This window comes from Streptomyces sp. DSM 116793, from assembly GCF_057320905.1.
In genome coordinates, this window is sequence record NZ_CM170494.1 from 4,906,278 (window position 1) to 4,928,593 (window position 22,316).

Consider the following 22,316-nt stretch of genomic DNA (forward strand, 5'->3'; position numbering starts at 1 on the left):
GGGCGTCGGCGGGGTACGACCAAACCGCCGTGGGAAATAAAAGCGGTGAGCACACGGTCGTAGGCTGTGTGGATATGAAGAGCCCTCTGCTGTCCCTGCCAGGCGCCGTCCCCGCCGAGGGCGTGGACGAAGGCGTCGCCGCCCACTACGGCGATCTCTTTCGCGAGCAGCGCTCCCTCGCGGACGGCTCCGGTTTCGTCGACCTCTCGCACCGCGGTGTGCTCACCGTCAGCGGTGCGGACCGGCTGAGCTGGCTGCACCTGCTGCTCACCCAGCACGTCAGCGAGCTGCCCGCGGGCCGGGCCACCGAGGCGCTGATCCTCTCCGCGCACGGCCACATCGAGCACGCCCTGTACCTCGTCGACGACGGCGGCACCGTCTGGATGCACGTCGAGCCCGGCACCCAGGGTGCGCTGCTCGGCTACCTGGAGTCGATGAAGTTCTTCTACCGCGTGGAGGTGGCCGACCGGACGGAGGAGTACGCCGTCGTGCACCTGCCCGCCGGGTCGATCGCGGAGCCGCCCGCCGGCGCGGTCGTACGGGAGACGGCGTACGGGCGCGACCTCTTCCTGCCGCGCGGCGAGCTCTCCGCGTTCGCGGAGCAGGCCGGCCCCGCCGCGGGACTCCTCGCCTACGAGGCGCTGCGCGTCGAGGCGCACCGCCCCCGCCTCGGCTTCGAGACCGACCACCGCACCATCCCCCACGAGGTGGGCTGGATCGGCGGCGCGGTCCACCTCGACAAGGGGTGCTACCGCGGCCAGGAGACGGTCGCCCGGGTGCAGAACCTGGGCAAGCCACCGCGTCGGCTGGTCTTCCTGCACCTGGACGGCAGCGAGGTGCACCTGCCCCCGCACGGCGCCGCGGTACGCCTCGCCGACGAGGGCCCCGACGGCCGCAAGCTCGGCTTCGTCACCACCTCCGCCCGCCACCACGAGCTGGGCCCGATCGCCCTCGCCCTGGTCAAGCGGAACGTCCCCACGGACGCCCGGCTGATCGCGGAGGACACGGCGGCGGCCCAGGAGACGGTCGTCCAGCCGTAAGCCGTACGCGGTAGGGACGCGGGGAACTGCGCGCGCGACCACTACGAGACGGAAGGTTCGCCACCGGCGGAGAAAGGCGGTCCCAGACGTCACCGGACACCCGACACTGGACACCGACCACCGGCCGCCGACCACCGGCCACCGACCACCGGCCGGGAAGGAAGAGCGGCGAACCGACGGCGCAGCGCGGCTCAGACTTCCAACAGGACGGTGAACGGCCCGTCGTTGGTCAGTGAAACCCGCATCCGTGCGCCGAACCGCCCCGTCGCCACCGTCGCGCCCAGCGCCCGCAGTCGGGCGACCACCTCGTCCACCAGCGGCTCCGCCACCTCACCGGGCGCCGCGGCGTTCCACGTCGGGCGGCGGCCCTTCCGCGCGTCGCCGTAGAGCGTGAACTGGCTGACCACCAGCAGCGGCGCGGCCACGTCCGAGCAGGACTTCTCGTCGTGCAGCATCCGGATCGTCCAGAGCTTCCTGGCCAGCTGCGCGGCCTTCTCCTCGGTGTCCTCGTGGGTCACTCCCACCAGGACGCACAGGCCCTCGCCGGTGATCCCGCCGACCTCGACGCCGTCCACGACCACGCTCGCGCCGTCCACCCTCTGCACCACCGCACGCATGCGCCCCATCATGCCGTGCCACCCCGACAGGCCCCCGCGGGGCCCGTGCGCCCCCATCCGGGCCACCGGCAGCCCCCCAAGCCCCCCATCCGGGGAGGATCGCGGCTTCTCGGTCACATGGCGCACACCGGTGATGGCACGATGAGGTCGCACGGGGGGAGCCCGGCGAGGCGAAGTGGAGCAAGTCGCATGTGCACAGCGAGTACCGGGGCCGGGCAGGCCCCCGGGGCGGTGTCCGCGACCAGGACGACGGCCCGGACCCACCGGGCGGGACCGGTGCGTGCCGAGCGGGCCGAGTGGGGCGACCGCATCGACCCCACCGACCCCGTCGACCCGGGTGACCGCATCGACCGGGGTGACCGCATTGACCGGGGTGACCGAGGCGACCGGCGTGTCCGGGGTGACCGGGACGGTCCGCAGCGGCCCGCGCTGCCCGGGCCCGACCTCACCGGCCTCAGCCTCGCCGAGCTGCGGGCGCTGCGCCGGGCCGCGCAGCGTGAGGAGGCCGACCTGAGCTATGTGCGGCGCCTGGTGCAGGGCCGGGTGGACATCCTGCGTGCGGAGCTCGCGCGCCGTGCGGAGCGCGAGGCGCCGCTGGTCGACCGGCTCTCCGAGATCCTGGCCGACCAGCCCGCCCGGCAGCGGTCGTCCGCCCGGCATGTGACGCTCGGCACCCCGCACAGCGAGGAGTACGGGCGGCTGGCCGCCGACATGCTCGCCGAGGTCCAGCTCTCCGACCTGGACGCGCGCACCGACGACGAGTTGCGCACGGCCATGGGCCGGCTCGTCGGCTACGAGCAGCAGGTCTCCCGGCGCCGCCAGCAGGTGCAGCACACGGCGGACGGATGCAGCGCCGAGATCGCCCGCAGGTACCGTGAGGGCGAAGCGCAAGTAGACGACCTGCTCGCCTGACGCGGCGCCCGGTGACCCCGGGGGCCGCGCGGCGGCGGTCCCCGTCCGGAAGGCCCACCCATGCCCGCCGACACCCCCGCCCCCGGCCCCGCCCGGCACTCCGCCGGCCCCGCCACCCCGACCGGCGCCGCGTCCGCCCGCTCCGCCGCCGGGCCCGCAGCCCCCGTACGGGGAGCCGCGGCCGACACCGCGCACCCCGTGCTCGCCGAGGTGGTGCGGTCCGGGTTCGTCGAGGGGCGGCACCGCGGGAGCCTGGTGCTGCTGGCGGCGGACGGAGGCGTGGAGCTGGCGCTCGGCGAGGTCGCCGTGCCGGTGTTCCCGCGGTCGTCGAACAAGCCGATGCAGGCCGCCGCGGTGCTGCGCGCCGGGGCCCGCCTCGCCGACGAGCGGCTGGCGATAGCCGCGGGCAGCCACTCAGGCGAGGGCTTCCACCGTGCGCTCGTCGGCAAGGTGCTCGCCGAGCACGGTCTCACGCCCGACGATCTCCAGTGCCCGCCCGACCTGCCGCTGGACCCGGCCGAGCGGGAGGCCTACCTCGGCGCGGGGGGCCGGCGCGAGCGGATCGCGATGAACTGCTCCGGCAAGCACGCCGCCATGCTCGCCGCCTGTGCCACCGCGGGCTGGCCCACCCGGTCGTACCTCGACCCCGGGCACCCGCTCCAGCAACTCGTGCGGACGGTGCTGGAGGAGGCGGCGGGCGAGCGGGTGGCCGCGATCGGCACGGACGGCTGCGGCGCCCCGCTGATGGCGATCAGCCTCACCGGCCTCGCCCGCGCCTTCCGGAGCCTCGTGCTCGCCGACCCCGGCACCCCTGAGCGCCGCGTCGCCGACGCCATGCGCGCCCACCCCGAGTACGTGGCGGGCACGCACCGGCACGACACCTGGCTGATGCGCGGGGTACCGGGGGTGCTCGCCAAGGTGGGCGCGGAGGCCGTACAGGCGGTCGCGCTGCCGGACGGCCGATCGCTCGCCTTCAAGATCGACGACGGTGGCCAGCGGGCCCAGGGCCCCGTGCTCGCCCGGGCCCTGGAACTCGCCGGCGTCCACGCCGACGTCCTGACCCGCATCGGCCACGAGCCGGTCGTGGGCGGCGGCCAGGAGGTAGGAACGGTACGGGCGGCTTTCTGACCCCTCCGCCCGGGCCGGCCCCGGCCCCGGCGGCATCCGGCGGCCGAACCCGGAGCCCCGCAACCAACCGATCCCGGACCCCGGGTCGGCTCGGGGCCGGCCGGGAGAATTCCGGCCCGGCCCCGCCCTCGGAGACCTCGGAAATCGCGGAACCCTCGGAAACGAAACCCTCAGATCTGGGAAGCTCCCCCGGAGACGAAGAGGTCGTTGCCGATCATGTAGCTGCTGTCATCGCAGCTCAGAAAGAGTATTCCGCTCGCGACCTCTGCCGCGCGACCGAGCCGACCGATCGGGATCCTCGGGACGAAACTGTCGCGGAAGGCGTCTGCCTCTTCCCTGGTTGAGACCTGAGTGTCGAATATCGGGGTTTCGATCACACCCGGGCTGAGCACGTTGACCCGGATTCCGTGCTGTTTGAGATCGGCGGCCAAGGTGCGGCCGAAGGAGCGGATCGCAGCCTTGGTGGCTGCGTACGTCACATATTCGGGGATGCCGCGCGCACTGATGGCGGAGGACACCAACACGACACGCGAGCCGTTCCTGAGCAGCGGCAGGGCCTTCTGCACCGTGAAGAGGGTTCCGCGGGCGTTGGTGTTGAACGTCCTGTCGAAATGCTCAGGCGTGACCTGCTCGATCGGTACGGCCTCCACATGGGAGGCGTTGGCCACCAGCACGTCGACTCGTCCGTGGCGTTGCCCGACCGCCGCGAAGATCCGGTCGAGGTCGTCGAGCTCGGCGATGTCACCCCGCACGGCGGTGGCCTCCGGGCCGATGAGCTCCACCGCCTCGTCCAACGCGGCCTGACGGCGGCCGATGATCACGACCTCCGCCCCTTCCTCGACGAACAGCTGCGCGGTGGCAAGGCCGATCCCGCTGCTTCCGCCGGTGATGACGGCAACCTGACCATCAAGCTTTCCCATTGCGGTGTCCGATCTCGCTGTCCATAGCGATCGCTACGGTGTTCAGTTCGTCTGCGCACGGATGAGTGCGATGCTCACAGTGGCCCCACCTTCTCCCCGGTCCGGCACGACTCCGAGGCCGCCTGGCAGGACCGTGGCGACGCAGGAGTTGCCAGTCTCATCCCCAACGCCACATGACCACACGACGATGTGCATTTGTACCCTAAGAAGTCATAAGTTCTCAATTTTCTGACAAATCAAAGGGTCGTCCGAGCTGTTGCGGGACAGGACGTCGGTGACGCAGTCCGGCGGGCCTCGGCGCGGTCGGCGGACAGGTGTCGCGGCCGGTGACGGGGCCTGCCTGTCCGGCCCCGGACGTGCGGTATAGCGTCAGGGGGGAGCGGCGACTGCGGTGGTGACGGTTCGGTGGGGACGGGGTCGGGTGGATGCTGGGCGAGGTCGCAGGGGTGCGCGTGCCCGTGGGACGCGCGGCGGAGGCGGCGCGGCTGGTCTGTGAGGAGTACGCCGACGACTCGCTGTACCACCACTCCGTGCGGTCGTACGTCTTCGGCGCGGCCTGGGCCGAGGCACGTGGTCTCGACTTCGACCGCGAGCTGTTCTTCGTCTCGGCGATGCTGCACGACCTGGCTCTCACCCCGCCGTTCGACAGCCACACGCTCTCGTTCGAGGCGGCCGGCGGCCACCTGGCCAGGGTCTTCACAGCCGGCCTCGGCTGGCCGACCGAGCGCCGCGACCGGGCCGCCGAGCTGATCGTGCTCCACATGCGGGACGAGATCGCGCCGGACGTGGACGTGGAGAGCCGGCTGTTGCAGGTGGGGACCAGCGCGGATGTGTCCGGGACGGGCCTGGAGGCCTTCGACCCGTCCTTCACTGACACGCTCGTCACGGCATACCCCCGGCTGGGCTTCGGCCCGTCCTTCGTCCGCCTGTTCCGGGACCAGGCAGCGCGGAAGCCGGGCTGCGCGGCGGCGGAACTGGTGGCCGGTGACTGGCCGGAACGGACTGCTTCCCATCCGCTCGACCGGCCTTGAAACGGGGACGTTCGTCCATGCCGACGTCGTTGGGGCGCGGGTCGGTGCCGACGAGGCCGCGGGTGGCCCGCCCGAGAGGCCTTACGCCGAGGCGAGCCGCTCTGGCCGGTGTCACATCAGGGCGAATCCCAACCCTGGCGGGTGACAGCGGGGTCAAGGGGCCTCGGGGGCAAGCCACACCTCAGCATGGACCCGGGCCGGGCGGCGGAGTCCTCCCGCGGCGTGCGGGTCGCTGGCGGATGTGGACGTTGGAGATGTGCGGTGCGGTGATGACGCTGTGTTCGGGGATGGTGCGTGCGGCGAGGGTGACGCCGCTGGCGATGCGGCAGTCGCGGCCGAGGGCGAGGCCAGGGCCGAGGCTGATGCTGTTGCCGGTCTGGACCCGGTCGCCGATCAGGGCGCCGAATTGTGGTGTGCCGCAGCGGTAGAGGCCGTCGGGTGTTCGCAGGATGATCTCTCGTTCGGGGTTGCTCATGTGGGGGCTCCACATGCTGATGGCCGCGACGGTCAGGTTGGCGGACAGGTGGGCGGCGGCGCCGACGAGGGTGCGGTTGATCCCGACGCGGTGGCCGAGGATGGCCCGTTCAGCAAGGAATGAGCGGGTGATCTCGCAGTTGAAGCCGACCGAGACATCGGCGCACAGCACGGAGCCGGCGCGGACGGTGGTGAACTCCCATACCCGTGCGCGGGGGCCGATGATCACGTCGTCGCCGATGATCGCGGTCGGGTGGATCTGTGCCGTGGGGTGGATGCGGTGCTCGATGCGGGTGAGGGCCTGGCGGTGCCAGTCCTCCCAGAGGGTGAGGAAGTCGGCGAGCTCGGTCTTCTCAAGCTGCTCGTATGGGGTGCCGGCCAGCATGTCGCCGGCGGGGGCGGAGAGGTAGTCGCCGAGGCGGAGGGTGGCCATCGGTGGCCCTTTCAACGTGTGGTCGGTGGACGATCCCGGGGCGGCTAGCATCACCGGCACCGGAACCGAGGAACGGGGAGTTCATCTGTGCGTAACCCGCGCGTTGGCGTCGCCATCTTGACCATGGGCACGCGGCCTGCCGAGCTGGCCGACCTGCTTGCGTCGGTCGCCGGGCAGGACACGCGTGCCGCGCGGGTGGTGGTGGTCGGTAACGGTTCGCCGCTGTCTTTGCTGCCGGAGTGGGTGACCGGTGTGGAACTGCCCGAGAACCTGGGCATCTCCGGTGGCCGGAACGCCGCTCTGGCCCGGTTGCGGGAGTTCGGGGATGTCGATGTGGTGGTGGACCTGGACGATGACGGCCTGCTGATCAGCCCGGACGTCTTCACCCGGCTCACAGAGCTGTACGCGGCGGACGAGCGGCTGGGCATCGTCAGTTTCCGCATCGCCGACGAGCGAGGCCGCACCCAGCGCCGTCACGTCCCGCGTCTGCGTGCGAAGGATCCGACGCGGGGCGGGCTGGTGACGACGTTCCTGGGCGGCGGGCACGGTCTGTCCATGCGGATGCTGGACGAGATCGGTGGCTGGCCTGAGCCGTTCTTCTATGCCCATGAGGAGACCGACCTGGCCTGGCGGGCGCTGGACGCGGGCTGGAAGGTGCTCTACGAGCCGGAGCTCGTGCTCCAGCACCCGTGGACGTCGCCGACCCGGCACGCGGTCTTCCACCGCATGGTCGCCCGTAATCGGGTCTGGCTCGCCAAGAGGCACCTTCCCGCCCTCCTCGTCCCCGTCTACCTCGGCGTCTGGACCGCGATGACCGTGGCCCGCACCCGATCGGCGGCGGGGCTGCGGGCCTGGTTCGGCGGGTTCGCGGAGGGCCTGCGCACTCCGTGCCCGCCCCGGCGGCCGATGCGGTGGGCCACGGTGTGGCGGATGACCCGACTGGGCCGGCCGCCGGTCATCTGATCAGGCGGTCGCGGCCTCGGACTCGGCCCTGAGCCAGGAGGGAAAGGCATCCGGGGTCTTGTCCAGCCAGTCGGCGTAGCGGGCCACCCCTTCCTTGACCGTGATCGTCGGCCGCCAGCCGAGCACTGCTTCCATGCGGTGGGTGGCCGCGTAGCCGCCGGCCGGGTCACCGGGAGGCATCGGCGTCTCCACGAACCGGGTGCCCGGGTACTGCTCGGCGACCAGCTCGGCCACCGTGCGGATGCTGGTGGGGATGCCGGTGCCGATGTTGATCGTCTCGTTGTGGGCCCGCGGGGCGACGAGGGCTCGCACGGTGGCGGTGGCGATGTCGTCGACGTGGACCAGGTCCCGGATCTGGTGGCCGCCGCCGTTGAGGTGCAGAGGCAGGCCCAGGGCGGCGCGGGTGGCGAACCAGGCGACCACCCACGAATGGCTGTTCTCCTTGATGACCTGCGGATCGCCGTAGACGGAGAAGTACCGCACGACCGTGTACGAGGTGCCCACGGCGCCCAGCGTGAGGGCGGTCTGCGTCTCGCCCCACGCCTTGGTGTTGGCGTAGACGGACACCGGCCGCAGGTGCGCGTGTTCGTGGAACTGCGGCGCCGCCTGGCCGTAGGCGGCTTCCAGTAGCTTGCGGACGGTCCGGTACTCCTCGCAGGGGCGTGCCCAGTCCTCCGGGGTGCCGTTGCCGTAGACGCTGGCCGAGGAGACGAAGACCAGCCGGCGGATGCCCTCGCATTCGGCTACCGCGTTGAGCAGGACCTGGGTGCCGGTGATGTTGGTGTGAATCGCCGCCATGGGCTTGCGGGTGCAGGCGGCGACGTCCGCCAGGGCGGCGGCGTGGATCACGTAGTCGACCTTGGCGACCGTCTTCTTGAGCAGGTCCGAGTTCTGGATGTCGCCGACGATGACGTCCGGGTCGGTGGCATCGACGCCGAACAGGTCGCGGTAGGTGTGCCGGGGGTAGGCGTCCAGCATGCACAGGGAGATCGGCCGGGCCCCTACCTGGCGTAAGTAGCCGGCGATCCGGCTGCCGATCAGCCCGGCCCCGCCGGTGACCAGCACGGTTCGGCCGGCGAGTTCCTTCAACTGGGTGTCGCGCACAGTGCCTCCATGGTGTTGTGAGATCCGCGGTGCCATCGGCTCCGTCTATCGGGCCTGGTCGCGCTTGGCGACGAGCTGCTCGAACTGGATGGCGTACAGCTCCACCTGGTCCGGGGTCAGGACCAGCACCGACTGCGTGGTCTGACCGTCGGCGTGATGGACCTCGATGCCCAGGGCAGCCTGCTGGGCACGGTGGTCGTACGTCGCGTCCCGCTTCAGTGGCGTCGCATGGGTGATCGACGCCCATACGCCCTTGACCGCCGTGTTCTGCCTCATCTCGCTCACCCCTCGGGGGATCGCCTGCGGCCCGCTCTCGTACGTGCCGTCTACGTCACGAGGACACCGCAGCCCACCCCGCAACGGGGAGGTGTGGCCCTTCGGCGCGCACATGGCTTGCACCGGGCGTAAATGCCTTGCAACTCCTCGTGCCGGCAGACGGTTGACGGAACAATGAGCACGGCAGGAGGTGAGTCGTGGACAGCACCCACCCGATCTGGCGCTCAGCAGCCATGCGCGACGCCCTCGCCCGCCGCGACGCCGGCGCGATCGTCCGGTTGGCCCGCCGCGCGGCCGACATCACGCTCGCCGACCTCGGCAGGCAAGTCGGCTACACCGCTGCCTCCCTTTCTCGGATGGAACGGGGCAAGCAGCCCATGCGCGATGTGCTGCTGCTCCAGCGCCTCGCCACCTGTCTGGACATCCCGCCGCACCTGCTCGGCCTCGCGCCGCAACACCAGCGAGCAGGGGCGGCGGGACCCGGCGCCGCTAGGGTGGGCACGCAGGCCCTGTTCGGCGAGGAGGGGGACGATCCGGTGCGACGCCGTAAACTCCTGGGATCCCTGTCCGGAGCCGCCACCGGCGCGGTCCTTGGACCTCCAGCCGCTGCACATGCACCGGCAAGGCCGAGCCTGTCCGGCCTGGAGGACTTGCTGCTGCACCGGCAGCATGGCCAAGCCCTCGCCCTGGCTTCCACACCGTCAACCGTCAACGCGGCGGTGAACGCCGCCCGAGCGGACTTCAGCGCCTGCCGCTACGACGCGCTCGCCCGCGCACTGCCTGCCCGGATCGCACTCGCCCAGAGCCTCGGCGCAGACGGTCACCCTGAGGGGGCGGCGACCGCGGTCGCCGAGCTCTACACCACGGCAACCCGGCTGTGCATCAAACTCGGTGAAGACGGTCTGGCCGCCGTCACCGCCGACCGGGCCCTGACCGCGGCACTCGGCGGTGCAGACGCACTCACGATCGCGGAGGCCCACCGCATGGTCTCTTCCGTGTGGCGCCGCCAGGGCCACTACCCCCGCGCCACCGACATTGCCGTCACTGCTGCCCGACAGCTCACGTCCGACCGCACCACCGACGTAACCGAACGGCTCTCTGTCCAGGGCAACCTGTACGCCACCGCCGCCTACACCGCAGCGAGACAAGGCGACCGGCACACCGCACACGCCCTCATCGCCGAGGCCGAAGCCACCGCCGGGCAACTGGGCCACGACGCTCTCCTGCGCGGCACCGTCTTCGGCCCCAGCCAGGTACTCCTCCACCAGATCTCGATCAGCCACCTGCTCGGCGACGCGGGCCAAGCCATCGAGTACGCCCGCCGCATCGATGCGACTGCCTTGCCCACCACCGAACGCCAGGCCCGATACTGGATCGACGTCGCCCGCGCCTTCGACCAATGGGGCAAGCCCGACCGCTGCTACCACGCCCTCCTGGCGGCCGAGCAAGCAGCGTCGCAGGAGGTTCGCCGTGACTCGGTGCGGACCATGGCCGCCGGGCTCGTGCGGCACGACCGCACTCTTCCCGGTGTACGCGCGTTCGCGCACCGCGTCGGCGCCCTCGTATGACCGACCAACACGGTCGGAGGAACGGCCGTGTCCCGCTGCTGGCGTATGGAGCCAGATGCCGAGGCTGCGGCGATGACTGTGCCCGTACTACGGCAATCTGCCCGGTGCACGTGGCCTGAGGCCGCTGGGGCGAGCCCTCGCGGTCTCATGACCGGTCACCGGCCGGTGGGGCCTGAGGTGCCGTTCTCCGCGCCGCTGCGCGCCGGAAACTTCGGTGCCCGAAGTTTCTTCTGCGCACCCCCTTGCCGGGTCCCGTGGGCGGCGGTAGTTTCCCGTCATCCGAAAGCTTCGGGTACCGGAAAGTACGGAGGGCAAAGTGACAGCCAAGCGTACTGAGGAGACCGCCGGAGGCGATGCGGACGTACCTGTGGCCGGCGAGCTCGGCGAGGTGCTGCTCGCGCTCGGCGGCCGTCTCACCCGGTTGCAGACGGAGATCCTGGCGAGTCTCGGCCAACCGCTGACGATTCGCCAGTACCGCATCCTGTCGAGGGTCCACAGCGGTCACACCTCGCTGACGGCCCTGTGCAGACTCGCCCACCGGGGCCCGTCCACGATGTCCCAGAGCGTCGACAAGCTCGTCCAGCAGGGGCTGCTGACCCGCGGCGTGTCGGACACCAGCCGCCGCACCATGCGGCTGGCCCTGACCGACACCGGCCTCGCCGCCCTGGAGGCGGGCGACCGGGCCCTGGGCAAGTTCACCGCCGAGATCACCGCGCGGCTCCCGGAGGAGAGCAGAGACCTCATCCGCCCCGCGCTCTACCAGTTGTACGCCGAGATCCAGGGTCACCTCGACAGCAGATGACCCGGTACGCGCCGGCAGCCCCATGCCGGCGCCCCGCGCCCGGGGCGGCACGCCGCCGGGCCCCACGGCCCGAGGCCGGCGCCGGGACCACCGCCGAGGGCAGCCCACCGGCACCCCGGCGGGCGGGCACCCCACGGGGTGCCGGCACCCGGCACCGTTCACCACGAGTCGTCCACCACGAGCCGTCCACCGAGCACCGATGACCGAGGCCCGGCCGCCGGTGACGGGCACGCACCGGAAGCAGCCCACCGCGGCCACGCCGCACACGGGCACCCTTGAGCGCCCGCGCTCCCGCGTACCCCCATGCGCGCACGCGAGCGCTCACACCCTCACCCACCAGCGCCCCCACACCGCACCCAGAACCGCACCCACCCGCACCCGACGGCGCCCCTACCCGCACCCCCGTCCCCCGCAACGCCGCACCCACCCCGTGTCCCGTCCTCCGGACCAAGCCCCGGAGCCGCACCGGGCCGAGGCGGGGCCGGGACGGGGCCGGAGCAGGGCCGCCGTCCACGGCGCATCGGTGCCCCGTGGTCCCGGGCCCAGGCCCCAGGGCCCGGGACCACCGGGCACGAGGAACGAGGCGTCAGCCACGAGGAGGTGGCAAACGTTCATGCCACGCGACCGCGCGACCACCACAAGCCCGGGCCCGGCCCAGCTCCTGAGCCGGCTCGACCGCTCCGCCTTCACCCGCCGCCACGGCGTGATCTACGGCACGGCGCTCGTCGGGCACTTCCTGGACGGCTTCACCATCAACCTGACCGGTGTCGTCCTGCCGGGCGTCATCCCGGCCTTCCACCTCAGCAGCAAGGAGGCCGGCTACCTCAGCTCCGTGCTCTTCGCCGGCATGCTCGTCGGCGCCGCCGTCGCCGGCGTGGTCTCCGACCGGCTCGGCCGCAAGGTGCCGCTCGCCGTCTGCCTGCTGGTCTTCGGCGGGTTCTCCGTGCTCGCCGCGTGCGCCTGGGACTACCCGTCGCTGATGACGGCACGGTTCTGCCAGGGCGTCGGGCTAGGCGCCGAGATCGCCGTCGTGCTGCCGTACATCACCGAGTTCGTGCCCGCCCGGCACCGCGCGCCGCTGGTCACCTCGGCCACCGCGGCCTGGCTGATCGGCCTCCCGGTGGCGGCCGTGGTGGGCGCGGCGCTGGTGCCCGCGCTGTCGTGGCGTGCGATGTTCGTGGTGGGCACGGCGCCCGTGCTGGTCAGCGCCGTCATCCTGGCCGTGCTGCCCGAGTCGGTGCGGTACCTGCTGCGCAGGGGGCGCCTGGACGCGGCGCGCGGCATCGTCGACGGGCTGGCGGTCGAGCCGGCCACGGCCTCCCGGTCCCGGACGGTCACCGAGCCGCCCGCGGTCACGGAGCCGCAGCGCACGCCCGCCGACCCCGCCCACGACGGCACGCCCGCACCACCGCGCCCCGCCGCCGTGCTCCCCGAGCAGGAGGGCTCGTCGCGGAACCCGGCCGGCTCGGTGCTCCGGCTGCTCGCCGGGCGCTACGCGCCGTACACCCTCTCCCTCTGGTTCATGGAGCTGTGCGCGGGCGCCTTCCTCTACGGGCTCTCCACCTGGCTGCCGTCCGTCCTGGAGAAACGCGGCAACAGCCTGCTCGGCAGCCTCACCTACACGGCGATCATCACGGCCACCGGCGTCGCCGGCGCCCTGCTCGCCGGGCATCTGGCGAGCCGGATCGGGCGGCGCCTCACCATCGGGCTGTCGTTCCTGCTCAGCGGGGTGTTCTGCCTGCTGTGGGGCGCGGTCGACGCCACCGCGGCCGTGGTGGTGCTGGGCTGCTGCGCCACGTTCTTCGGCAGCGGGCTCGCGGGCAGCACCCTCTTCGTCTACGCCAGCGAGCTGTACCCGACCGCGGGCCGCGCCACCGGCCTCGGCTGGGCGGCCGCGTGGCAGAAGGCGGGCGGGCTGATCATCCCGACGGTGATCGGCTGGATCCTCGCGGCCCACGCGGCGGGCTACACCTTCTTCGTCCTCTTCGCGGGCGTCTCGGCGCTCGCCGGGATCTCCGGGCTGCTGGTCACGTTCGAGACCCGCGGCAGGACCGTCGAGGAGATCACCGCGGAGATCACCGCCCGGCCCGGCCGCGACGGCCGGTCCCCGGGCCGCACCGGGGACGGCGCCCCGAGCCCCGTCCCGGCCTTCGCGCTCACCCGCAGTCCGGCACCGCCGCCGGGCGCCCGCGGGGACACCGCCCGAGCGGACGTGAGTCGGGGCGACACCGCCCGGGGCACCCCGCACATCCCCGCCACCGAGCTCTCCGCCCCGGACCCGACCGCACAGTACGCCCCGGACCCCACCGCACCGTACGACCCGAAACAGGCAGGTGAAGGATGACCTCCGCGCCCTCCCGCACACCCCGCACCCCCGACCGGGCAGCCCCGGCCGCACCCCCGCCCGCGTCCGCGGGCACCCGTGCGCTCGCCCCAGCCGACGCCGCGGAACGCGCCCTGCGCCACCGCCGGGTGCGGGCCGCGATGGCCGAGGACGGCCTGGACGTCCTGCTGGCCTTCGCACCCGGCTGGCGCCGCGAGAACGTCCGCTACTTCACGGACGCCCGGCTCACCGGCACCGCGTCCTTCGTGCTCGTCCCGGCCGCCGCCGCCGGCGAGATCGCCGCGTTCTCCACCCGCCGCGCCGACCTCCCGGCGCTCGCGGCGGCCGGCTGGGTGGACCACACCGCCCTGCTCGACGCGCACGCCCCCACCGCCCTCACCGAGCCCCTGCGCGACCTGCGGCCGCGGCGGGTGGGCGTGGCCCACCTGGAACTGCTGCCCGGGCTGCTCGCCGACGCGCTGCGCCGGGCCCTGCCGGACGCCGAACTGGTCTCCGCCAGCGCGCTGATGGACCGGGTGCGGCTGGTCAAGAGCGACTGGGAGCTGGCCAGGATGCGGCGCAGCGCGGCCGTCTGCGCGGCGGGCTGGCAGGCGTTCGTGGACGTCCTCGAACCGGGCCTGCCCGAGTACCGGATCGTCGCGGAGGTGGAGGCCGAGATCAAACGGCTCGGCGCCGAGGACAACTTCATGCTGATCGCCTCCGGCGGCGACGAGGTGCGCGGCATGACAGCCCCGACGCCCCGCTTCCTCGAAGCGGGCGACATGGTGCGCACCGAGCTGACCCCGCAGATGGACGGCTACTGGCTGCAGATCTGCCGGTCCGCGGTCGTGGGCCCGCCCAGCGACGGCCAGCGCAGGTCCTTCGACCTCTTCAACGAGGCGGTGGAGGCCGGCATGGCCGCCACCCGGCCCGGCGTCACCGCGCACGACGTCGCCAAGGCGCAGAACGACGTCTTCCGCCGTTACGGCTACGGCGAGTACTGCTCCAGCAAGTACACCCGGGTGCGCGGCCACGGCCACGGGCTGCACCTGGACGAGACGCCGATCATCGAGGGCAACGAGACCGTGCTGCCAGAGAACGCGGTCTTCATCATCCACCCCAACACCTACACCCCGCTGGCCGGCTACCACGTGCTGGGCGACCCGGTCCGGGTGACGAAGGACGGCCCCGAGGTGCTGATCGAGACAGAACGCAGGCTGTTCCACTCCGACAAGGACCGCTCCCGGGCTTCAGCCGCCGCGGGAGCCGGTGCGGGACCGGGCGCCGGCGGAGCCGCCGCGGCAGCCGGCACCGCCGCCGGAGAGGAGGCCCTGGCATGAAGCGCGGACTCGTGGTGCTCGACCCGGACGAGGTGCCCGCCGAGGAGTGGCGGGAGCGGGTGGACGGCCTCCAGCAGCGCCTCGCCGCCGAGCGGGTGGACCTGGCGCTCGTCTACGGAGACGTCTTCAGCTCCGACGACATCGCTTACCTCACCAACCTCTGCATCTACTGGAACGAGGGCGTGCTCGCCGTGCCGGCCGAGGGCGAGCCGGTGTTCCTGACCAAGCTCTCGCCGCGGGTGCACCCCTGGATGCGGCGGGTCTCGACGGTCTCCCGCATCGAGAGCGGCCGGCAGTTCGGCGCGCTCGCGGCCAAGCTCGCCGAGGGCCGCGCGCCCGGCACCGTCGGCCTGGTCGACGCGCCGCTGTGGCCCGCGCCCGTGGTGGCCGAGCTGCGCGACGCGCTGCCCGGCTGGGAGCTGCGGGAACTGCCCGGCCTGGTGCGGGAGCAGCGCGCCGTGCCGTCGCCGGCCGAGCTGACGCTGCTGGAGACCGCCGCGCGGGTGGTGGGCGAGGCCGCGGACGCCGCGGCCGGCTCCGCCTCGGGCGGCCACGACCGGGTGGCCACCGTCGAACGGCTGGTGCGCGGCGCCGGCTTCCTGGACGTCCAGGTGAGCACCGCCGACGCACGGGACGGCGCCGAGTGCGTGCAGGTCACCGGCCAGTACCGCACGCTGTGGGTGCACGCGGCCCGGCTCGCGGGCGCCGCCGGTCTCGCCTGGGCCGAGGCGCTGAAGGACGCGCTGGACCGCGCGGTGGCCGCGGCACGTGCCGGTGCCACCGGCGCGGACCTCGCCGCCGCGGCCCGGCCGGCGCTCGACCGCCTGCCGGCCGGCACCGACGCCCAGGTGGCCTGGGTCGACCAGACGGACCTGGCGTCCGCGGGCGAGTACCGCCCGGCCACCGTGGACATCCCGCTGGCGGCGGGCGCGGCGGTGGCCGTCACCGCCGACGCGCTGCTGCCCGGCGGCGGCTACGCGGCGCTCGCGGACACCGTCCTGATCACGGCGGACGGCGCCCGGCGGCTCACCACGAGCCCGGCCACCGGATCGGACCCGGCGGGCGCCACACCGGCCGCCCCCGGCCACCACACCACCAGCACGGACGGGGCCGGGCGCCCCGGCGGGAGGTCAGCGCAGTGAGGATCCTGTCGAACGACGACATTCAGAAGGTGCTGTCAGCCGAGGAGTGCCTGGATGCCCTCCAGACCGCCTACCGGGAGCTGACCCGCGGCCAGGGCGCCAACCGGCCGCGCAACCACACGTACTTCCCGGTGGGGGACGAGCGGTACCCCGGCTTCGGCTACCGCTTCAAGTCGCAGGAGGGCGGCAACGTCTCCAGCGGGGTGTGGGCGCTGCGCATCACCTCCGACCTGGCGGGCGTCGAGACCCTGCCCAGCGGGGTGCAGCGCCGCCGCCTCATCCCGGCCGCGCCCGGCGGGCGGTACGTCGGCCTGGTCACCCTCTACAGCCTCACCACCCTGGAGCCGCTGGCGATCCTGCACGACAGCTGGATCCAGAAGATGCGGGTGGGCGCCACCTCCGCGCTCGGCATCCGCGAGCTGGCCCGCGAGGACGCCACGGTCGCGGGCATGTTCGGCTCCGGCTGGCAGGCCGAGGCGCACCTGGAGACGTTGCTGCTGGTCCGCCCGGCGATCGAGGAGGTCCGGGTCTACAGCCCGACCGCCGAGCACCGGGAGACGTTCGCCAAGACGTGGAGCGAGCGCACCGGCCGCCGGATCGTCGCCGTGGACCACCCGCGCGACGCCGTCGCCGGCTGCGCGATCGTGACCTGCGCGACGGCGGCCATGGAGCCCTGCTTCGACGGTGCCTGGCTGGACCCCGGCACCCATGTCACGGCGATCACCTCGCCGGACGGCACCGCGACCCGCCGCGAGCTGGACGACACCACCTTCGACCGGGCCGGCCGCATCGTCGTCCTCTCCCGCGAGCAGGTCCACCACGACAAGCAGTACGACATCCTCGGGCCCGTCGAGCGGGGCCGGATGTCCTTCGACGACATCCGGGAACTGGGGGAGCTGCTCACCGGCGACGCGCCCGGGCGGCGCTCGCCGGAGGAGATCACCGTGTTCGCCAACAACACGGGGATGGGCATCCAGTTCGCGGCGGTGTGCTCGCGGGCGCTGAAGCTGGCGGAGGAGCGGGGGCTCGGGCACGAGGTGCCGACTGAGTGGTTGCTGGAGGAGACCAGTCCGTGAGGTTTCGTCGTTGGCCGCGGGCCGTCCCCCTGAATTTCGCCCTTCGGGCTCGTCCTCAAACGCCGGACGGGCTTCGTCGTGAGGAGCCGTAAGCAATGAGTTCCACGCCCCCACCCCGCGTAGGCGGGAAAACCATCACCTTCGGTGACAACATCAACACCGACGTCATCATCCCCGGCCGCTACCTCGTCAGCATCGACCCCGTCGAACTGGCCACGCACGCCTTCGAACCCCTCGGACCGGAGGTCCAGGAGAAGCTGAGGGCGAGCCGGGTCGTGGTCGCCGGCCGGAACTTCGGCTGTGGCAGCGCCCGCGAACAGGCCGCGAGCTGCCTGATCGGCGCCGGCGTCAAGGCCGTCGTCGCCGTCTCCTTCTCCCGCGTCTTCTTCCGCAACGCGATCAACACCGGCCTCGTCGCCGTCGAGTGTCCACAGGCTGTGGACGCGCTGGCCGCCGCGGGCGGCGAGGGGGACATGTGGGTCGACTACGACCGGGGCAGCGTGGAGGTGGCGGGCGGCACGTTCGGCTTCGCGCCGTACCCGCAGGGCCTGCGCGAGATCCTCCAGGACGGCGGCCTGATACCCCATCTGATGCGCGGCTTCGCGCAGGAAGGAGCGACTCCGTGACGGGCACCGCCAGTGGCGTGGGCACTCCCAGGACGTTCGCCCAGAAGGCGATCGAGCGGGCCTCCGGCGAGTCGGGCCTCGTCCCGGGGCAGATCGTGGACGCCTACCCCGACCTCTACATGAGCCACACCGCGAGCTGGCGCTGCATCCGCACGCTGGAGCGGATGGGCACCGAGCGGCTCTACGACCCGGACCGGGTCGCCATGGTCATGGACCACATCTCGCCGGCCATGAACGCCAAGACGGCCGCCGACCACCGGCTGTGCCGTCAGTTCGCCGACCGGATGGGCATCAAGAACTTCTTCGACGTCAACGCCGGCATCGCGCATATCGTCCTGATGGAGAACGGCCTGGTCAGGCCGGGCCAGTTCATCATCGGCACCGATTCGCACTCCACCATCTACGGCGCGCTCGGCGCCTTCGGCACCGGTGTCGGGTTCAGCGAGATCACCGCGGCCTGGGTGACCGGCAAGCTGTGGGTGAAGGTGCCCGACTCGGTGCGGATCGAGATCGAGGGCGAGCTGCCGGTGGGCTCGTACGCCAAGGACGTGATGCTGAAGCTCATCGGCGACCTGGGCGCGGACGGGCTGACGTACTGCTCCGCCGAGTTCAGCGGCTCCTACGTCACGTCCCGGTCGGTGTCGGAGCGGATGACGTTCTGCAACCTGGCGATGGAGATGGGCGCGAAGAACGCCTACGTCGCACCGGACGCCGTCACCCGCGCCTACCTGAGCGACGAGGCGGGGGTGCCGGCGGACGGCTACGAGGTGCTGCTGCCGGACGAGGGCGCCGCCTACCGGGACGTGGTGCGGATGGACGGCTCGGCGCTCACCCCGCAGATCGCCGTGCCGCACACCGTCGACAACGTGGTCGGCGTCGACGAGGTCAGCGGCACCAGGCTGGACCAGGTCTTCATCGGGTCCTGCGCCAACGCCAAGTACGACGACCTGGCCATCGCCGCCGAGGTGCTGGCCGGGCACAAGGTCGCACGGGGCGTGCGGCTCGTGGTGACGCCCGCGTCGAGCGCGGTGATGGCCAAGGCGTCCGCCACCGGCGTGCTCGCCACGCTGATCGAGGCCGGGGCGATGATCACCAACGCCGGCTGCGGCGCCTGCGCGGGCAACGGCGGCGCGATGGCCGACGGCGAGGCCACCCTGTCCACCGCGAACCGCAACTTCCAGGGCCGGATGGGCAGCTACGAGTCCCGGATCTACCTGGGCAGCCCCGCCACCGCGGCGGCCTCCGCGATCACGGGTGTGATCACCAACCCGGCGGACGTGCTGGCGGACGCGCCGCGGTCCGCCCGGCCTGCCGGCCGCACGGAAGGAGCCTCCGCGTGAACCTCGTCGAGAAGATCCTGGCGCGGGCGAGCGGGCGGACGTCCGTCGAGCCGGGCGAGATCGTGATCGCGCAGGTGGACCGGCTGCTGATGCACGACCTCAGCGGCTACCTCACCTCGGAGGTGTACGAGAAGCGGGTGGGCCGCCCGATCCCGGACCCCGAGCGGGTGGTGATGGTCTTCGACCACCACTTCTCGCCGCCCACCGAGCGCCAGGCGGAGATCCTCCAGCACAACCGCGCCTGGGCCCGGCGGCACGGCATCACGCTGATGGACTGCGGCAACGGCAACCTGCACCACGCGGCCGTGCGGGGCGGGCATGTGCGTCCCGGCATGATCGTGGTCGGCTCGGACAGCCACACCCCCGTACACGGGGCGCTCGGCACGCTCGCCGTGGCGCTCGGCAACGACTCGCACGCCGGTACCGTGCTGCCGTACGGGAAGGCGTGGTTCCGGGTGCCGGAGACCGTCCGCATCGAGCTGCACGGCGTCCCGCGGCCCGGCACCACGGCACGGGACATCGCGCTCTGGCTGGGCGCGGAGATCGGTGAGGGCGCGCTGAACTACCGGGCGCTGGAGTTCGCGGGGCCCTACGTCAAGCAGGCGCCGTTCTGGGACCGCTGGCTCTTCCCGCTGCTCACCGTGGACCTGGGCGCGAAATGCGGTTACGTCGAGCCGGACGAGGTCACGGAGGCGTTCCTGCGCACCCTGCCGGGCGGGGCCCCCGGGTCCTTGGGCGGTCCGCTGCCGCGCGGTGACGGGGCGCAGGACGCGGCGACGGTGCTGCGGTACGACGTCAGCGAGGTCCCGCCGCAGGTGGCGTGCCCGCCGACGGTAGGCAACACCAAACCGGTCGCGGAGGCGGCCGGCACCCCGGTCGGCTGGGCCGAACTGGGCGGGCACGGCGGCGGGCGCCTTGAGGACATCCGCGCCGCGGCCGAGGTGCTGGACGGCCGCCGGGTGCACCCGGACACCCGGCTGAACATCGTGCCGTCCAGCCGGGAGGTGTTCGCGGAGGCGGTCCGCGAGGGCCTGGTGGCGGCGCTGCACGAGGCCGGCGCGACGTGGTTCCCGCCGAGCACCGGCTCCAACCAGGCCATCAACATGGGTGCGATGGCCGCGGGCGAGGCGATGATCTGCACCCACTCGAGGAACTTCCCCGGCCGCAACGGCAGCACGGAGGCCGGGGTGTACCTGGCCTCCGCGGCCACCGTGGCGGCCTCGGCGGCGGCCGGCGAGATCGCCGTGGCGCCGGCCGGCGGCGAGAGGAGGGCGGCGTGATGGCCGAGCAGACGGCCGGGCGGTCCGGCACGGACGCGCACCCCGGCACCGACGGGCCCTTCGGGCGCTTCGAGGGCCCCTGCTGGACGTTCGGGGACAACATCCCCACCGACCAGCTCGTGAAGTCCCGCTACGTCTTCGACCCGATGGACGTGATCGTCCAGCACGTCCTGGAGGACCTGGACCCCCGGTTCCCGCTTGAGGTCCAGCCCGGGGACGTGGTCGTGGCGGGCCGGCACTTCGGCCAGTCGTCGGGCCGCGCCATCGCGGCCAAGGCGCTGGCGGCCACCCGGATCGGCTGCGTGGTCGCGGAGAGCTTCGCGCGCACCTTCTACCGCAACTGCTTCGAGATCGGCCTGCCCGCCCTGGAGGTCGAGGGCATCACGGCCCTCGCCCACAAGGGCGACCGGCTGGCCGTGGACATCACCGAGGGCACGGTCACCAACACGGCCACGGGCGAGACCCGGACCGGCCGCCCGGCCGACCCGTTCCTCATCGAGATGCTGACGGCGGGCGGGTTGATCGCGCTGGCGGAGCGGCGGCCGGAGCTGTTCGCGTAGGCGCCCCTGCCGGGGCGAGGGAGCTGCGGTTTCATGCCAAGCCGCTGGCTGCCCAGAGCGCCCGGTACGGCCGTCGCACACGGCCGTACCGGGGCGCTTCTGCTCCTACCGCCCGCCGAACTCCTCGTCGACCACGCCCGCGATAAAGGCTCGCCACCCTTCGGGTGAGCTGGTCAGCACGGGCCCGGCCGGCTGCTTGCTGTCGCGCAGGGCGACCGCGTCGCCGAGGCGCGCGACCTCGACGCAATCACCATTGCCGTTGCTGTAGCTCGACTTGACGAACGTCACCTCGACGCAGTTGCCGTTGCCGTTGCTGTGACTCGACTTGAACCACTGTGCGTCGTGTAGATCAACCCTGTTCATGGCTCCCTGCCACCTCAGCGATCAGGCGCCGTGACGCCTGCTCATCAAGTGATGCTTCCCAGATTTCCCGGAAAGCCGTTTCGTACTGATCGACTTCGTTCGGCTTGTCCAGGTACAAGCCCCCGGTGTATCCGTCGGCGTAGACGGTGGGAGGCTCGGAGTCGACACCGGCACCGTTGAGGGGGAAGCGCAGCAAGTTGAACGGTCCAGTGACGACACCTGAGTGCATACCAGCAGCGAAGGGAATAGCGCGAATCGAGATGTTCGGCCGCTCCGACACGTAGACCAGGTGAGCGAGCTGCTCACGCATCACCTCGCGTCCGCCGATGGGCCGACGGAGTACGGCCTCGCTCAGGACGACCCGCAGTGTGGGAGGATCGGTGGCCCGGGTGATGAGTGCCTGCCGTTCGCCACGTAGGCGCACACGCCCGTCGAGTTCGTCATCACTGATCTCGCGGATGTGGGTACGGATGATCTCGCGCGCATAGCCCGATGTCTGGAGAAGTCCCGGAACGATGTCGCTGTGGTACAGAGACAAGCTCTGTGCCGCCTCCTCCAGGCCGACGTACACATCGAACCCCTCCGGGATCACGTCGCCGTACGCGTGCCACCAGCCCCGGGCCTTGGTCTCCTTGGCCAGCGCCATCAGCGCCTGAGTCAGATCCTGCGGTGCACCGTAGATCTTGCACATGGCCTCGACGTCGAGGCTGCGCAGCGGGGTCTGCCCCGTTTCGATGCGCCACATCTTCGCCTCGGACCATTCCAGTTTCTTCGCCGCGGCGCGGACGGTGAGCCGTGCTTGGTTCCGTAAGTCCCGCAGGTGACGGCCGAGCTGGCGACGCGGAACTGTCGATCCGGTAGGTCCTTCAGCCATTCCCCACCCCTTCTGTGCTCTCAGTATGACGGACTCTGCCTACTCACAATGAAATGTGCTGAGTGCTCGTCGCAAAAGAGAAGACATCTGTTCGAGACTATTTAGGCGAAGTCCCTTAGTGAAG

General features: G+C 72.2%; 22 protein-coding genes. 15 read left to right on the plus strand and 7 right to left on the minus strand.

What is annotated here, in order from left to right:
* The first annotated feature begins 74 nt into the window (after positions 1–74).
* Complete coding sequence (ygfZ, locus tag ACSMXW_RS19005) at positions 75–1,040, plus strand: CAF17-like 4Fe-4S cluster assembly/insertion protein YgfZ (RefSeq protein WP_485797904.1); 966 nt, start codon at positions 75–77, stop codon at positions 1,038–1,040.
* A gap of 191 nt (positions 1,041–1,231) precedes the next feature.
* Here the strand turns inward: ygfZ and dtd are convergent, their stop codons facing one another.
* Positions 1,232–1,657, minus strand: a complete 426-nt coding sequence (gene dtd, locus ACSMXW_RS19010; RefSeq protein ID WP_485797905.1) for a D-aminoacyl-tRNA deacylase — start codon at positions 1,655–1,657, stop codon at positions 1,232–1,234.
* Positions 1,658–2,086: 429 nt separating this feature from the next.
* Here dtd and ACSMXW_RS19015 point away from each other — a divergent pair, with 429 nt between their 5' ends.
* Both ACSMXW_RS19015 and ACSMXW_RS19020 read left to right on the plus strand, forming a co-directional pair.
* Entirely contained in the window at positions 2,087–2,569 is a 483-nt protein-coding gene (locus ACSMXW_RS19015; RefSeq protein ID WP_485808150.1) for an RsiG family protein, read from the plus strand.
* A 60-nt stretch (positions 2,570–2,629) separates the two neighbouring features.
* A complete protein-coding gene (locus ACSMXW_RS19020; RefSeq protein ID WP_485797906.1) occupies positions 2,630–3,697 on the plus strand; it encodes an asparaginase in 1,068 nt (355 codons plus the stop codon).
* A 170-nt stretch (positions 3,698–3,867) separates the two neighbouring features.
* Here the strand turns inward: ACSMXW_RS19020 and ACSMXW_RS19025 are convergent, their stop codons facing one another.
* Positions 3,868–4,617: an SDR family NAD(P)-dependent oxidoreductase gene (locus tag ACSMXW_RS19025; protein ID WP_485797907.1), complete on the minus strand. Its 750-nt coding sequence runs from the start codon at positions 4,615–4,617 to the stop codon at positions 3,868–3,870.
* Between the two features lie 452 nt (positions 4,618–5,069).
* Here ACSMXW_RS19025 and ACSMXW_RS19030 point away from each other — a divergent pair, with 452 nt between their 5' ends.
* Entirely contained in the window at positions 5,070–5,648 is a 579-nt protein-coding gene (locus ACSMXW_RS19030; protein ID WP_485797908.1) for an HD domain-containing protein, read from the plus strand.
* A gap of 181 nt (positions 5,649–5,829) precedes the next feature.
* Here ACSMXW_RS19030 and ACSMXW_RS19035 read toward each other — a convergent pair whose 3' ends face one another.
* Entirely contained in the window at positions 5,830–6,555 is a 726-nt protein-coding gene (locus tag ACSMXW_RS19035) for an LbetaH domain-containing protein (RefSeq protein WP_485797909.1), read from the minus strand.
* Positions 6,556–6,642: 87 nt separating this feature from the next.
* On the opposite strand from ACSMXW_RS19035, the gene ACSMXW_RS19040 reads away from it, so the two are divergent.
* The gene (locus tag ACSMXW_RS19040; RefSeq protein WP_485797910.1) at positions 6,643–7,518 is read left to right on the plus strand and encodes a glycosyltransferase family 2 protein; all 876 of its coding nucleotides are present in this window, start codon (positions 6,643–6,645) and stop codon (positions 7,516–7,518) included.
* Here ACSMXW_RS19040 and ACSMXW_RS19045 read toward each other — a convergent pair whose 3' ends face one another.
* Positions 7,519–8,622 carry an NAD-dependent epimerase/dehydratase family protein gene (locus ACSMXW_RS19045; protein WP_485797911.1) on the minus strand — a complete coding sequence of 368 codons (1,104 nt, stop codon included), beginning with the start codon at positions 8,620–8,622 and terminating at the stop codon, positions 7,519–7,521.
* A gap of 45 nt (positions 8,623–8,667) precedes the next feature.
* Positions 8,668–8,898 (minus strand): hypothetical protein, encoded by a 231-nt coding sequence (locus tag ACSMXW_RS19050; RefSeq protein WP_485797912.1) that lies wholly within the window; start codon positions 8,896–8,898, stop codon positions 8,668–8,670.
* A 197-nt stretch (positions 8,899–9,095) separates the two neighbouring features.
* On the opposite strand from ACSMXW_RS19050, the gene ACSMXW_RS19055 reads away from it, so the two are divergent.
* The 10 genes from ACSMXW_RS19055 (at position 9,096) to ACSMXW_RS19100 (ending at position 20,955) form a co-directional block, all read left to right on the plus strand.
* Complete coding sequence (locus ACSMXW_RS19055; protein ID WP_485797913.1) at positions 9,096–10,466, plus strand: helix-turn-helix domain-containing protein; 1,371 nt, start codon at positions 9,096–9,098, stop codon at positions 10,464–10,466.
* Positions 10,467–10,782: 316 nt separating this feature from the next.
* Positions 10,783–11,268 (plus strand): MarR family winged helix-turn-helix transcriptional regulator, encoded by a 486-nt coding sequence (locus tag ACSMXW_RS19060; protein WP_485797914.1) that lies wholly within the window; start codon positions 10,783–10,785, stop codon positions 11,266–11,268.
* Between the two features lie 613 nt (positions 11,269–11,881).
* Positions 11,882–13,612: an MFS transporter gene (locus ACSMXW_RS19065; RefSeq protein ID WP_485797915.1), complete on the plus strand. Its 1,731-nt coding sequence runs from the start codon at positions 11,882–11,884 to the stop codon at positions 13,610–13,612.
* Positions 13,609–14,931: a M24 family metallopeptidase gene (locus tag ACSMXW_RS19070; protein ID WP_485797916.1), complete on the plus strand. Its 1,323-nt coding sequence runs from the start codon at positions 13,609–13,611 to the stop codon at positions 14,929–14,931. The genes ACSMXW_RS19065 and ACSMXW_RS19070 overlap by 4 nt, the downstream gene beginning before the upstream one ends.
* Entirely contained in the window at positions 14,928–16,073 is a 1,146-nt protein-coding gene (locus ACSMXW_RS19075; protein WP_485797917.1) for an aminopeptidase P family N-terminal domain-containing protein, read from the plus strand. Before ACSMXW_RS19070 ends, ACSMXW_RS19075 begins: the two co-directional genes overlap by 4 nt.
* Positions 16,070–17,149, plus strand: coding sequence for an ornithine cyclodeaminase family protein (locus ACSMXW_RS19080; RefSeq protein WP_485797918.1), 1,080 nt, complete (start codon positions 16,070–16,072; stop codon positions 17,147–17,149). Before ACSMXW_RS19075 ends, ACSMXW_RS19080 begins: the two co-directional genes overlap by 4 nt.
* Before the next feature lie 95 nt (positions 17,150–17,244).
* Entirely contained in the window at positions 17,245–17,775 is a 531-nt protein-coding gene (locus ACSMXW_RS19085; RefSeq protein ID WP_485797919.1) for a LeuD/DmdB family oxidoreductase small subunit, read from the plus strand.
* On the plus strand, positions 17,772–19,115 hold the full coding sequence (locus tag ACSMXW_RS19090; protein ID WP_485797920.1) for a 3-isopropylmalate dehydratase large subunit: 1,344 nt from the start codon (positions 17,772–17,774) through the stop codon (positions 19,113–19,115). Before ACSMXW_RS19085 ends, ACSMXW_RS19090 begins: the two co-directional genes overlap by 4 nt.
* Positions 19,112–20,395: a 3-isopropylmalate dehydratase large subunit gene (locus ACSMXW_RS19095; protein WP_485797921.1), complete on the plus strand. Its 1,284-nt coding sequence runs from the start codon at positions 19,112–19,114 to the stop codon at positions 20,393–20,395. Before ACSMXW_RS19090 ends, ACSMXW_RS19095 begins: the two co-directional genes overlap by 4 nt.
* A complete protein-coding gene (locus tag ACSMXW_RS19100; protein ID WP_485797922.1) occupies positions 20,395–20,955 on the plus strand; it encodes a LeuD/DmdB family oxidoreductase small subunit in 561 nt (186 codons plus the stop codon). Before ACSMXW_RS19095 ends, ACSMXW_RS19100 begins: the two co-directional genes overlap by 1 nt.
* A gap of 105 nt (positions 20,956–21,060) precedes the next feature.
* On the opposite strand, the gene ACSMXW_RS19105 is transcribed toward ACSMXW_RS19100, so the two are convergent.
* Positions 21,061–21,318, minus strand: a complete 258-nt coding sequence (locus ACSMXW_RS19105; RefSeq protein ID WP_485797923.1) for a DUF397 domain-containing protein — start codon at positions 21,316–21,318, stop codon at positions 21,061–21,063.
* Positions 21,305–22,192 (minus strand): helix-turn-helix domain-containing protein, encoded by an 888-nt coding sequence (locus ACSMXW_RS19110; protein WP_485797924.1) that lies wholly within the window; start codon positions 22,190–22,192, stop codon positions 21,305–21,307. Before ACSMXW_RS19110 ends, ACSMXW_RS19105 begins: the two co-directional genes overlap by 14 nt.
* Positions 22,193–22,316 lie beyond the last annotated feature (124 nt).

Coding starts and splice junctions, on each gene's coding strand:
- ygfZ (WP_485797904.1), top strand. CDS start 75: ATGAAGAGCCCTCTGCTGTCCCTGCCAGGCGCCGTCCCCGCCGAGGGC.
- dtd (WP_485797905.1), bottom strand. CDS start 1,657: ATGCGTGCGGTGGTGCAGAGGGTGGACGGCGCGAGCGTGGTCGTGGAC.
- ACSMXW_RS19020 (WP_485797906.1), top strand. CDS start 2,630: ATGCCCGCCGACACCCCCGCCCCCGGCCCCGCCCGGCACTCCGCCGGC.
- ACSMXW_RS19025 (WP_485797907.1), bottom strand. CDS start 4,617: ATGGGAAAGCTTGATGGTCAGGTTGCCGTCATCACCGGCGGAAGCAGC.
- ACSMXW_RS19035 (WP_485797909.1), bottom strand. CDS start 6,555: ATGGCCACCCTCCGCCTCGGCGACTACCTCTCCGCCCCCGCCGGCGAC.
- ACSMXW_RS19050 (WP_485797912.1), bottom strand. CDS start 8,898: ATGAGGCAGAACACGGCGGTCAAGGGCGTATGGGCGTCGATCACCCAT.
- ACSMXW_RS19065 (WP_485797915.1), top strand. CDS start 11,882: ATGCCACGCGACCGCGCGACCACCACAAGCCCGGGCCCGGCCCAGCTC.
- ACSMXW_RS19070 (WP_485797916.1), top strand. CDS start 13,609: ATGACCTCCGCGCCCTCCCGCACACCCCGCACCCCCGACCGGGCAGCC.
- ACSMXW_RS19075 (WP_485797917.1), top strand. CDS start 14,928: ATGAAGCGCGGACTCGTGGTGCTCGACCCGGACGAGGTGCCCGCCGAG.
- ACSMXW_RS19085 (WP_485797919.1), top strand. CDS start 17,245: ATGAGTTCCACGCCCCCACCCCGCGTAGGCGGGAAAACCATCACCTTC.
- ACSMXW_RS19100 (WP_485797922.1), top strand. CDS start 20,395: ATGGCCGAGCAGACGGCCGGGCGGTCCGGCACGGACGCGCACCCCGGC.
- ACSMXW_RS19105 (WP_485797923.1), bottom strand. CDS start 21,318: ATGAACAGGGTTGATCTACACGACGCACAGTGGTTCAAGTCGAGTCAC.
- ACSMXW_RS19110 (WP_485797924.1), bottom strand. CDS start 22,192: ATGGCTGAAGGACCTACCGGATCGACAGTTCCGCGTCGCCAGCTCGGC.